We start from the raw sequence: 11,954 nt of genomic DNA on the forward strand, positions 1-11,954 counted from the left end.
AATTTACAGGGCCTGGCGGAGCCCGCGCTCTCCGGCGGTCTGAGGGGCGACACCCACCGGCGGCCGATGCCGGTCGACCGGCCCGAGCGCGCCGGGGCCGCCCCGCCCCTTCCGGACCCACTCGCCGCCGCGTCCCCCGGTGGCCGCTCCCACCTCCCGGCCCGGTCGGCCGCCACGCGCACCCGCCGCCCGGCGCGGGACGGGCCGGCGCCGGGCGGACCGGGCGGACCGGGCGGGAGCCAGCGGTGGTGAACGGGTCAGACGAAGGGACACGGCAGACGAGGAGAGGGGTCACCCCAGGGGTCGAGGGAGTGAACGTCTCGGTGCGGGGCGATCCTTGCACGCTGCACAGGGGGCCGCGCAAGCCCTCGGTCGCGGAGTTAGTGCGGCGACTCGCCATCTGGTATGGGCAGTTGACGTCGCTCTATTGCCGCGGCCATGACGTCGGGGAACAGATCGGGAGTGCAGGCAAATGCCGGCGCACCGAGCGCGGCGAGCGCCCCCGCGTGCTCCCGGTCATACGACGGCGCGCCCTCGTCGGACAGTGCGAGCAGGGCGACGAACTGCACCCCGGCCGCCTTCATCGCCGCCACCCGGCCGAGCATCTCGTCCCGTATGCCGCCTTCGTAGAGGTCGCTGATCAGCACGACGATGGTGTCGGCCGGCCGGGTGATCTGTGACTGGCAGTACGCCAGGGCCCGGTTGATGTCCGTACCGCCGCCGAGTTGGGTGCCGAAGAGGACGTCCACCGGGTCGTCGAGCTGTTCGGTGAGGTCCACGACGGAGGTGTCGAAGACGACCAGTCGGGTGGCGAGGGAGCGCATCGAGGCGAGCACCGCGCCGAACACCGAGGCGTAGACGACCGATGCGGCCATCGAGCCCGACTGGTCGATGCAGAGGATGACGTCCTTCTTGGTCCCGCGCGCGGCCCGCCCGTACCCGATCAGCCGCTCCGGGACCACCGTGCCGTACTCCGGTAGGTAGTTCTTGAGGTTGGCGCGGATCGTGCGGTTCCAGTCGATGTCCTGGTGGCGGGGGCGGCTGATGCGCGCGGAGCGGTCGAGCGCGCCGTGCAACGTGGCGCGGGTCCGCGTCGCCAGCCGCTTCTCCAACTCTTCGACCACCTTGCGGACCACGGCGCGCGCCGGCTCCTTGGTCGTCTCGGGCATCGCCTGGTTGAGCGAGAGCAGCGTGCCCACCAGGTGCACGTCGGCCTCCACGGCCTCCAACATCTCCGGTTCGAGCAGCAGCGCCGACAGGCCGAGCCGGTCGATCGCGTCGCGCTGCATGACCTGGACCACGGAGGTGGGGAAGTACGTACGGATGTCGCCGAGCCAGCGGGCCACGCGCGGGGCGGAGTCGCCGAGGCCGGCCGAGCGCTGGCCGCCGGACGAGCCCTTGCCGCGCTCGCCGGCGCCCGGCCCGTCGCCCCCGTAGAGCGCTTCGAGCGTGCGGTCCATCGCCGCGTCCCGGCCGCTCAACGTGCAGCCGGTGCCGTCGGAACGGTCCCCGCCGCCGAGTACGCGCCGCCACCGCCGCAGCCGCTCGGCATCCGGCACCCGCACCGCGGCCGGGGTGGTGGAGTCCGCTGGGGCGTCGGGTTCGACCAGGTCAGCGGGGGTGGCCCGGGTGGTGGATTCGGCCAGGACCGCGGGGGTGGCCGGGGCAGTGGGGGTGGCCGGGGCGCTGGGGGTGTCCCGATCCACGCGTACGGTCGCGGTGGTGGTGACGGCCTGGGTGGTGGTGGTCAGCGCGGCGGTGCTGGCCTTCGCGGCCGTGGTGGCCGTCGTGGCGGTCGTGGCCGTGGTCCCGGGCGTGGTCGGCGGTGTCGGGGGCAGGCCGAGGAGGGCCCAGAGGGTCGGCAGGACGGCGCGGGCCCGTGCGGGGTCGAGGTCGGCGGCGAAGCCGGCCGTGGCGGACCCGGTGGCCGAGGCGCCGGCGTGGGGCCCGCCGCCGGGGCCACGGCGGACGAGTTCGCCCAGCGTGCGGCGGACCCCCTCGTCGTACTCGGCGAACGTCCGGCGCAGCAGCGGCAGGACGTCCGTGAACGCCTCCGCCGGCACGCCGCACAGCCAGCCGTCGACCAGGGCGAGCAGCCGCTCGTCATGGACCAGCAGCATGCCGCCGCCCGCGCCGCCGATGAAGCCCTCGATCCAGGCGGCAGCCGCCACCGGGGCGGTGCCGGGTGACAGCGCGAGGCCCATCAGGCGGGCCGCGTCACCCGGGGTCAGCCGCCCGTCGTCCAGGAGCAGTCGGGCGGCCCGGCCGCGGACCAGACCCGGCGTGCCGTCCCGTTCCGCCAGCACCCGCAGCACGCCGGCCCAGCGCGCCCGCAGCCCGGGCTCGACCGCGCGCCCCGCACTCGCCGGGTCGCCCGGCCGCTCGCCACCGGCCGCGGCCCGGGCGGTGCTGTGCTGGGCGGTGGTGTCCTGGGCGGCCGGGCCGGTGCCTGCGGAGGCGGCGCCGGCTTCCGGCCCGGCGTCCGCTTCGACGCCGTTGTCGGTGCCGGTGTCGTTGTCGGTCTCGGTGCCGGTGCCGGTGCCGGGCGCCGGGGCGGCGGGGGTTGCTACGGGTCCCCCGGGCGCGGGGGGGGGGGGGGGGGGGGGGGGGGGGGGTGTGGGAGGGGGGGGGCCCCCCCCCCCCCCCGCCGGGGGGGGGGTGGGGGGGGGGGGGGCGGGGGCCGGGGCGGGGCGCGGGGGGGGGGGGGGTGGCTCGGGGCCCCCGGGCCGCGGCGGGGGTCGCGGGGTAGGTCTCGGCCAGGAGGCCGATCGCGCGGTGGGCGGCGTCCACGTGGCCGCGCATCTCCGCCGCGCCGTCCGCGTCCAGGCCCACGCACGCGGGAGGCAGGCCCACGCAGACCCGCTCGGCCAGGCCCGCCGCGACCTCGCCGAGCGCCCCCGCGTCCGTACCGCGCACGTCGCCGTAGCGCACCGACCGCACCAACGCCGGCAGCGCCTGCGCGAGGTGGCCCACGTCCGCGTCGAGCGCGGCGCGGTCCGCGAGCACCCGCATCACCACCGGCAGCGCGTCGGGCAGCCCGGCGAGCAGGCAGCGCTCGGCCAGCTCCGTGACGTCGGCGAGGGCGCGCGCGTCGACGGCCAGCGCCTCGGCCCGCGCGGTCGCAGCGGTGTGCACCGTGGTGCCCCAGATGCCGGCCTCGGCCACCCGCACCGCCAACTCGGGCTCCCACTCAAGACGCCAGGTCTCACGGAAGGTGCCGGTGCCCGTGCGCGCGCCGCGGGCCGGCACGCCCCAGTCGATGCCGAGCAGCGCCAACCGGTGGAGCAGCACGCTGCGTTCGGCGTCCGTCTCCTTGCGCAGGTCGAGTTCCAGCTCGCGTTCGACGGCGGACGGCTTGAGCCGCAGCGCGCGCTGCGCGCGGGCGAGGTCGCGCTGGAGCGGCGTGGCCGGCGCCGAGTCGGGCACCTCGCCGATGTCGTCGCCGACCACGAGCCGCTCGTGGACGAGGGCGAGCGGCACGTCCGAACCCTCGCAGAGCACGGACCTGATGGCGTCCGTGGTCTCGGTGAGCCCGGCGAGCGGACGACCCCGCAGCACGGCGAGGGTGTCCGCGAGCCGCACCGCCTCGATGACGTGGGCCGTCGACACCGGGTAGTCCTCTTCGCGCAGCAGGCCGGCGACCTTCGTCAGCCAGCGCTCCACGGGGCGGTCGGGGGCCTGGAACAGGTGCCCGTACCAGCCGGGCGAGGTGATGCCCGCGCCGTACCCGCTGCGCCGGGAGAGCCTGCGGTGCGTCCACGGCACCCAGCTCAGCTCGGTCTTGACCTTCGGCAGGCCGCGCAGCAGGCCGCGGTCGGCCGCCACCGTGGCCTTGGTGGTGAGCGCCGGTACGTGCCAGGCGCCGCAGACGACGGCGACCTCGTCCCCGAACTCGCGCCGGGCCTCGCGCAGCCGCAGCCGCATGTGCGCCTCGCGCACCTCGTCCCGGTCGGGGCGGGGCTGCTCGTCGGAGGCGGCGGGTCCCGCCGGCTGCTCGGCGCTGCCGGGTCCGTACGCGGCGCGCAGAGCGGCCATCGCCTCGCCGATGGCCGCGAACGGGGCCAGCACGCGGGCGCGTTCGGCGGCGCTGGCCGTCGCGTGCCCGTCGTGTCCGTCGTCGCCGCGGGCCAGCGCCCGGAGGAACGCGTTGCTCAGGGCGTCGACCGTGTCGGGGTCGCTGGCCGGGGCCGCGCCGCGCGCGGGGCGGTCGTCGGGGCCGCCGCGGTGCTCCACGACGTCCTCCCACCAGCGCTCGGGGTCGTCGTAGCCGGCGGCGTCGGCCAGCACCGCCAGCGGGTCGATCCGTACGGTCGCGGGGCCGGCCGGCGCGTCTCCGCCGTCCTGGTCTGTGTCCTGCCCCGCCCCCGTCCCGGCGTCCTCCGGGCGGCTGGGCCCGTCCGGGCCCGGCGCGCGGGCCGGGCGCTGCGGCTCGGTGTCGGTGAGCGCCAGCGTGTGGGCCGCGGGCAGGTCGATGAAACGGACCGGTACGTCGTGGTCGAGCGCCCACTGGATCGCCACCCACTCCGGGGAGAACTCCGCGAGCGGCCAGAAGGCGGCCCGGCCCGGCTCGTTCGCCACGTGCGCGAGGAGCGCGACCGGGGGCCGCAGGTCGGGGTCGGCGGCGAGCGGCAGCAGCGCGTCGCCCTCCGGCGGGCCCTCGATCAGCACCGCCTTGGGGGCGCAGTGGTCGAGCGCGGTCCGCACGGCGCGGGCCGAACCGGGGCCGTGGTGCCGGATGCCGAGCAGGAACGGGCCCTCCGGGGCGACGGGCGGCGCCGCCCCGTCATCGACCCCCGCGCGCGCGGCGCGCGCGATCCCCGCAGCAGCCGCCACCACCGCGCCCGCAGCCCGCTCGTCCACGACACCCGCCACGGGCTGCGCCGCGGAACCCTGCGCTGTCGCACCTCGCGCCGCCGCGCCCCGCCCTGTTGCGCCATCCGCCGTCGCGCCCGCAGCCGTCCGACTCGTCACTGCCGCGCTGCTCGTCACTGCCGCACCGCTACTCGCTGCCGCGCTGCTGGTCGTTGCCGTACTGCTCGTCGCCAGCGTGCTCATCACCACGCTGTTTGTCATCGCGCTGCTGGTCATCTCGCTGCCCAGCACCGCATGGCCCGCCACCGGGCTGTTCGCCACCGTACGACCCGTCGCCGTGCAGTCCGTCGCTGCACTGCCCGCCACCGCGCTGTCCGTTGCCGCGCGGGCCGCCACGACGCTATCCGTCACCGCGCGGGCCGACGCCGCGCTGTCCGGCGCCACCGCGGGCCGTGCGGCCCGGGCCTCGTCCCCCGGCCGTCCGCCCTGCGCCTCGGCCCCCGTACCGCGCCCCGTCGTCACCGCATCGCCGCACGACGCCACCGTCGCAGCCCCCTCGTACGCATCCGATCCCTGCCGGAACATCGCCACCCCCGCCTCCCTGAACGGCGCACTGCCGACCGCTGCGGCCCCCGCCGCCGCGGTCCGTCCCCGCGCCCCCGACCCTGCGTCCCTGCTCGTCCCCTGGCGCCGGTCGGCGCCTGTGCCGGCCCGCGCGCCCCATCGCGCGGCCGGCCCGCCGGGGGGGGGGGGGGGGGGGGGGGGGGGGGGGCCGCCGCCCCCCCCCCCCCCCCCCCCCCCCCCCCCCCCCCCCCCCCCCGGGGCCGGCTCAGCTCTCGGTGCGGTACATCAGGTCCGTCTCGTACGTGGTGAAGCCGAGGCGCTCGTACACGGTGACCGCCGGCACGTTGTCGGCGTCGACGTACAGCATCCCGGTCGGCAGGCCGCGGCCGGCCAGGTGGCGCAGGCCGGTGGCGGTGAGGGCCTTGCCGAGGCCGCTGCCCTGTTCGTCGGGGTGGACGCCGACCACGTACACCTCGCCCAGGCCCTCCGCCCGGTGCACCTTCGTCCAGTGGAAGCCGACCAGGCGGCCGGCGCGTTCGGCGAGGAAGAAGCCGGCCGGGTCGAACCACTCCTCGGCCTTGCGGTCGTCCAGGTCGCGCTGGGTGAGCGAGCCCTGTTCGGGGTGGTGGGCGAAGGCGGCGGCGTTCACCGCGAGCCAGGCCGCGTCGTCGGCGCCCGGCTCGAAGGTGCGGACGGTGACGCCTGCCGGCCACGTCGGTTCGGCGATCTCGGTGAGCGCCTGTTCGCCGAGCGGGCGGCGGAGTTGGCGCAGTTCGCGGAAGAGGGCGAGGCCGAGCACCTGGGCCAGGTGGCGGGCGGCCGGGTGGCCGCCGTGCGCCCACACCCGCAGCCGCTTGCCCGACTCGCCGAGCAGGGTGCTGCCCAGCGCCCGGCCGTGCCCGTGGCCGCGCCAGCCGGGGCGCACCAGGAACTCGGCCGCCGGCGCCTCCACCGGGTCGGTGTCCTCCAGTTGGGCGTAGCCGCCGAGCGCGTCGGCCTCGCCGCGCAGCAGCACGTGGCGTACGCCGGGGCGGCTGCCGCCGCGCAGCCGTAGCCGGCCCTGTTCCGACACGGCGGGCTGGCCGTCGGTACCGGCCGCCTCCGCGATGAGCTCCAACACCTCGGTCGCCTGCTCGGGCGTCAGCTCGTCCACGACGTCGATCCGCCGCTGCCGGCCCGGCCCCTGCACCTCGTCAGTCATGCGTCGAGCCTACGACCCCGCCTTCCGGGCCCGGCTCCGGCGGAGCGGGTGGGGCGGCTGCGCCCCGGTGGGGGCACGTCCCTGCGGGGTGGCTGCGCCCGGTGAGGGATGCGCCCCGGTGGGGTGGCTGCGCCCGGCGGAGCGGGGACGTACGGCGAAGTGGGGACGTACGGCGGATCGTGCCCGTGCGGGACCGGTGGCTCCGTCATCCGGGGTGGTCGCTCCGTGAGCCGGGCGACATCCGGCCGACGGCTGGGCGGCGGCTGGTCGGCGTCCGGTCTGCATCTGGTCTAAGGTCCGGTCCACGTGCGGTCTACGCCCGGCCGGCGGCCGGTCCCACCGGGCCCGCTCCGGTACGTCCCACAGATCGCACCGGCCACCCCCGTCCCCACAGCCCCCGTCGTCGGCCCGTACGAAGGCGCACGGCAAGGCGCCACCCGTTCGTAACCTCCGCGCTCCTGCCCCGCTACGCGCGTAAACCCTATGCTGCGGGCCTGCGCTGCGCGGTGGTCAGCCGGCGCCCGGCATCCCGGGCCGTACCCGCGCAGCATCCGCAGTCGTGAAGGGACATCCATGCCAGCCACTCCTGGGCGCCGTCGCGCGGCGCGCCACCTCACCGCAGCCGCGGCGGTCCTGGCCGCGGCTGCGGGCGTGCTCACCACCGCCCTGCCCGCGGGCGCCGAGACCGAGGCACCCGCGCGCGGCGGGGACCGCGGCCACCACCACGGCCGGACCGTGGACGTCCAGTTGCTCTCCTTCAACGACCTGCACGGCACCCTCGAACCGCCGCAGGGCTCGGCCGGCAACGTCACCCAGACCCTGCCGGACGGCACCACCAAGGCGACCCCGGCCGGTGGCGTCGAGTACCTGGCCACCTCGCTCCGCAAGGCCCGCCAGGGCCAGCGCTACTCGGTGACGGCCGCCGCCGGCGACATGATCGGCGCCAGCCCGCTGCTGTCCGGCCTCTTCCACGACGAGCCGTCCATCGAGGCCATGAACAAGCTGGGCCTCGACGTCTCCTCGGTCGGCAACCACGAGTTCGACGAGGGCATCAAGGAACTGACCCGCATCCAGAACGGCGGCTGCCACCCCAAGGACGGCTGCTACGAGGACGGCAAGCGGTTCCGCGGCGCCGACTTCCCCTACCTCGCGGCCAATGTGACCAGCGAGAAGACCGGGAAGCCGGTGCTCAAGCCGTACACCGTGTGGAAGCACAAGGGCGTCCGGATCGGCTTCATCGGCGTCACCCTGGAGGGCACGCCCGACGTGGTCACGGCCGAGGGCGTCAAGGGGCTGAAGTTCCACGACGAGGTCGAGACGATCAACAAGTACACCAAGGAGCTCAACCGCCAGGGCGTCAAGGCGATCGTCGCGCTGGTGCACGAGGGCGGGTTGCCGGCCTCCAGCTCGTACAACTACGACTGTGACAGCCCGGGCCCGGGCGACGGCATCTCCGGCTCCATCGTGGACATCGCCAAGAACGTGAGCCCGCAGGTGGACGCGCTGGTCACCGGCCACACCCACCAGGCGTACGCGTGCACCATCCCGGACCCGAACGGCGTGCCGCGCACCGTCACGTCGGCCGCCTCCTTCGGCCGGCTGTACACGGACACCACGCTCACCTACGACCGCCACACCCGCGACATCGTGCGCACCAGCGTCGAGTCCGCCAACCACGTGGTGCACCGGGAGCAGCGGGCGGCCAAGGACATGAGGGCGCTCATCAAGCGCTGGAACAAGCTGGCGGCCCCGATCGCCAACCGGCCGGTCGGCTACATCTCGGCCGACATCCAGGGCCGCGGCCTGAACGCGTACGAGACGCCGCTCGGCGACCTGATCAGCGACGCGCAACTGGCCGGGCTCGCACCGGCCGACAAGGGCGGCGCGCAGGTGGCGTTCATGAACCCGGGCGGCATCCGCGCCGACCTGGCGTACAAGGCGGCCGGCACCGAGGGCGACGGCGTGGTGACCTACGGCGAGGCGTTCACCGTCCAGCCGTTCACCAACATGACCAACGTGCTCGACCTGACCGGCGAGCAGTTGTTGACCGTGCTGCGCCAGCAGGTCAGCGGCGTCAACGAGAAGCAGCCGCGGGTCCTCCAGGTGTCCAAGGGCCTCACGTACACGCTCGACCTGACCAAGGCCGGCGCGGACCGGATCGCCACCGACTCGGTGCGGCTGAACGGCCAGCCGATCGACGGGACGAAGACCTACCGGGTCGCGGTCAACGAGTTCCTGGCCGGCGGCGGCGACGGCTTCCCGGTCTTCAAGGACGGCAAGAACAAGCTGGTCGGCCCCTCCGACCTGGACGTCTTCACGGCCTACCTGGAGGCCAACTCCAAGCCGGGCGCGCCGCTCGTCCCGTCCAAGGCGGACCGGATCACGGTCGTCAAGTAGTGCGGTAGCGCGGTAGCGCGGGCGGGGCGAGCGCGGGCGGCGGCAGACGCCGCCCCTCCCCCGCCCACCATCACGGGCCGAGGGCCCGCACCCCGTCTTCGGGGGTGCGAGCCCTCGGCTTTGGGGGTGCGGGCTCTCCGCGTGGGGGGGCGGGGCCGCTGCGGGATTCCGTACGGGGTGGGGTTGGTTTTCCGTACGGGGCGGGGTGCGTCGCGGGTTTCCGTATGGGTGGGGGCCGGACTTCCGTACGGGGTTCGGGGCGCGGGATTCCGTACGGGTAGGGGCGGGTTTTCCGTACGGGGTGCGGGGTCGGCCTCGTGGCGGGGCCTTCCTCGCCCGCCGCTCACCATCCCGCTACTCCCCCGCGTCCCACAGCACCCCGTCGCGCGCGGCGATCCGCTCCGCCAGCCGGTCGAGCACCTCGCCCACCGGCCGCGCCTCGATCCTGCGGCCGTCGCGCAGCCGCAGCGCGAGGTGGCCGGCGGCGGCCTCCCGGGCGCCGATCACCGCCTGGTACGGGACCCGCCTCGCCAGCCGGACCCGGGCCCCGAGGGTGCCGCGCTCCGGGCCGAGCACCTCGGCCCGCAGGCCGCGTTCGAGGCAGTGCTCGACGACGGCTTCGGCGGGCCCCGACTCCGCGTCGGTCAGCGGCAGGACGGCCAGTTGGACGGGGGCGAGCCAGCCGGGGAAGGCGCCGCCGTGCACCTCGACGAGGTGGGCCACCGCGCGCTCGACGCTGCCGATGATGCTGCGGTGCACCATGACCGGCCGGTGCCGCGCCCCGTCCGCACCGATGTAGTGCAGGTCGAACCGCTCCGGCTGGTGGTAGTCGATCTGCACGGTGGACAGGGTCGACTCACGGCCCGCCGCGTCCGCGATCTGCACATCGATCTTCGGCCCGTAGAACGCGGCCTCGCCGTGCGCCGCCTCGTACCGGATGCCGGCCCGGTCCAACGCGCTGACCAGCAGTTCGGTGGAGCGCCGCCAGGAGTCGGGGGTGGCGGCCGACGGCTGCTCAGGGCCAGGCAGCGAGAGCCGGTGGCGGGCGGCGGAGATGCCGAGCGCCGCGTACGCCCGGTCGATCATCCCGAGCGCGCCCAGCACCTCGTCCACCACCTGCTCCGGGGTGCAGAACAGGTGCGCGTCGTTGAGGTTGATCGCCCGCACCCGGGTCAACCCGCCGAGCACCCCGGACAGCTCCGAGCGGTACATGCCGCCCAACTCGGCCATCCGTAGCGGTAGTTCACGGTAGCTGCGGGAGCGGGAGCGGTAGATCACCGCATGGTGCGGGCACAGGCTCGGGCGGAGCACGACCTGTTCGCCGCCGCCTTCCATCGGCGGGAACATGTCGGCGCTGTAGTGCTCCCAGTGCCCCGAGATCTCGTACAGCTCCCGCTTGCCGAGCACCGGCGACGCCACGTGCCGGTAGCCGGCGCGCCGTTCCGCCTCGCGGACGTACTCCTCCAGGGCGTGCCGCACGGTCGCGCCGTCCGGCAGCCAGTACGGCAGTCCGGCGCCGATCAGCGGGTCGGTGTCGAAGAGTTCCAGCTCGCGGCCGAGCTTTCGGTGGTCGTGCACGGGGGCCTCCTCCGGGTGCGGGGCGGGCGGCCACGGCTGCGTGCACGACACAGCCCCGGGGCACTCGCCCCGGGGCTGTTGATCAAGACAGGGATCAGCGCGCCGGGACTCGTTCCGGCGTCGTCGTACGGGCGGCGCGCTGCATCATGCCGGCGACCGTAGCAGCCGGCCCCCCGTGGTCGGCCACCGGTTTTCGCACGGGAAAACGCGTTGCCGGGCCGGACGCCCCGTGCTGGGGTGTGCCGCATGGAGCACAGTGAGCCGCGCCCAGCGCCGGCCGAACCACCCCACGACCCGAACGCACCGCACGCCGCGGGCGCCCCGGGCACCGCGCCCGCCCCTGCCGCCCCGGGCGCTGCGGGGGACGACCCCGCGTACCGGGCGCGGCTGCGGGCGCAGTTCGACCGGCAGTTGCGGGAGAAGGCGCCGGCCGACGGCCCCGCCTCGCGCGTCGAGCAGATCTCTGGCGTGGTCCGGCAGACCAGCACGGAAAACGGTTGGAACGGGGTGCTCTGGTCGCAGCTCGACGCGGCCACGGCCGATGCGGCCATCGCCGAGCAGATCCGCCACTTCGGCGCGCTCGGCCGTTCCTTCGAGTGGAAGCTGTACGACTACGACGAGCCGGCCGACCTCGCGGACCGGCTGCGGGCGGCGGGCTTCGTGCCCGAGCCCGCGGAGGCGCTGCTGGTGGCCGACGTGCAGCGGCAGCCGACCGAGGTGCGGCTGCCGGACGGCGTGACGCTGCGCCCGGTGCGCGACGCCGCTGACGTACGGCTGATGGCCGAGGTGCACCAGCAGGCGTTCGGCACCGACGCCAGCGCGTTCCACGCGCGGCTGGCCGAGCAGATCACCGCCGGCAGCGACACGCTGGTCGCGACGGTCGTGATGGCCGGTGACGAGCCGGTCTGCGCGGCGCGCATGGAGTTCTACCCGGGCACGGAGTTCGTCGGCCTGTGGGGCGGCGGCACCGCCCCGGCCTGGCGCGGGCGCGGCATCTACCGCGCCCTGGTCGCCCACCGCGCCCGCATCGCCGCCGAACGCGGCTACCGCTACCTCCAGGTGGACGCGTCCGACGACAGCCGCCCCATCCTGCAACGGCTGGGCTTCGTCCACCTGGCGACGACGACGCCGTACGTCTACGGCGCCTAAGCGGCTGGCGCGGGCGGGCTGCGGCTGGCGTGCGCGGCCTGCGGCTGGCGTGCGTCGTCTGCTGGCACGTGCGGCCCGCTGATCTGCACCGCCTGCCGGCGCGCGCGGGCTGCTGACCCACTGGCCCGCATCGTCTGCTGCCGTGCACGGGTGCCGGCGCCCCGGCCCGCCCCGTGCGTACGCCGCCCGGGCGGGTCGGTGTCCACACCGCCCGGGCGGGGCCGGCCCGCGCCCCGCCGGCCAACTCGGCCGG

General features: G+C 75.9%; 7 protein-coding genes and 1 pseudogene. 2 read left to right on the top strand and 6 right to left on the bottom strand.

Annotation, left to right across the window (positions count from 1 at the left end):
* Positions 1–380: 380 nt before the first annotated feature.
* From AAHZ94_RS17435 to mshD, 4 genes and pseudogenes are all read right to left on the bottom strand, one after another.
* A complete protein-coding gene (locus AAHZ94_RS17435; RefSeq protein ID WP_349993844.1) occupies positions 381–1,565 on the bottom strand; it encodes a VWA domain-containing protein in 1,185 nt (394 codons plus the stop codon).
* A gap of 336 nt (positions 1,566–1,901) precedes the next feature.
* Positions 1,902–2,315: pseudogene (locus AAHZ94_RS17440) on the bottom strand (DUF5682 family protein); the annotation flags it as partial.
* Positions 2,218–5,403 carry a DUF5682 family protein gene (locus AAHZ94_RS17445; protein ID WP_349993837.1) on the bottom strand — a complete coding sequence of 1,062 codons (3,186 nt, stop codon included), beginning with the start codon at positions 5,401–5,403 and terminating at the stop codon, positions 2,218–2,220. The gene AAHZ94_RS17445 and the pseudogene AAHZ94_RS17440, both read right to left, overlap by 98 nt.
* Positions 5,404–5,641: 238 nt before the next feature.
* Positions 5,642–6,577 (bottom strand): mycothiol synthase, encoded by a 936-nt coding sequence (gene mshD, locus AAHZ94_RS17450; RefSeq protein ID WP_349993839.1) that lies wholly within the window; start codon positions 6,575–6,577, stop codon positions 5,642–5,644.
* A gap of 573 nt (positions 6,578–7,150) precedes the next feature.
* Between mshD and AAHZ94_RS17455 the strand changes: the two genes are divergently transcribed.
* On the top strand, positions 7,151–8,974 hold the full coding sequence (locus tag AAHZ94_RS17455; protein WP_349993840.1) for a bifunctional metallophosphatase/5'-nucleotidase: 1,824 nt from the start codon (positions 7,151–7,153) through the stop codon (positions 8,972–8,974).
* 354 nt (positions 8,975–9,328) lie between these two features.
* On the opposite strand, the gene thrS is transcribed toward AAHZ94_RS17455, so the two are convergent.
* The gene (thrS, locus tag AAHZ94_RS17460; protein WP_349993841.1) at positions 9,329–10,552 is read right to left on the bottom strand and encodes a threonine--tRNA ligase; all 1,224 of its coding nucleotides are present in this window, start codon (positions 10,550–10,552) and stop codon (positions 9,329–9,331) included.
* Between the two features lie 246 nt (positions 10,553–10,798).
* Between thrS and AAHZ94_RS17465 the strand changes: the two genes are divergently transcribed.
* Complete coding sequence (locus tag AAHZ94_RS17465) at positions 10,799–11,701, top strand: GNAT family N-acetyltransferase (RefSeq protein WP_349993842.1); 903 nt, start codon at positions 10,799–10,801, stop codon at positions 11,699–11,701.
* Here the strand turns inward: AAHZ94_RS17465 and AAHZ94_RS17470 are convergent.
* A partial coding sequence (locus AAHZ94_RS17470) for a hypothetical protein (RefSeq protein ID WP_349993843.1) occupies positions 11,698–11,954 on the bottom strand: 257 nt, incomplete at its 5' end. The two genes, AAHZ94_RS17465 and AAHZ94_RS17470, sit on opposite strands and share 4 nt — an antisense overlap.

This window comes from Streptomyces sp. HSW2009, assembly GCF_040240285.1.
GTDB lineage: Bacteria > Actinomycetota > Actinomycetes > Streptomycetales > Streptomycetaceae > Streptomyces.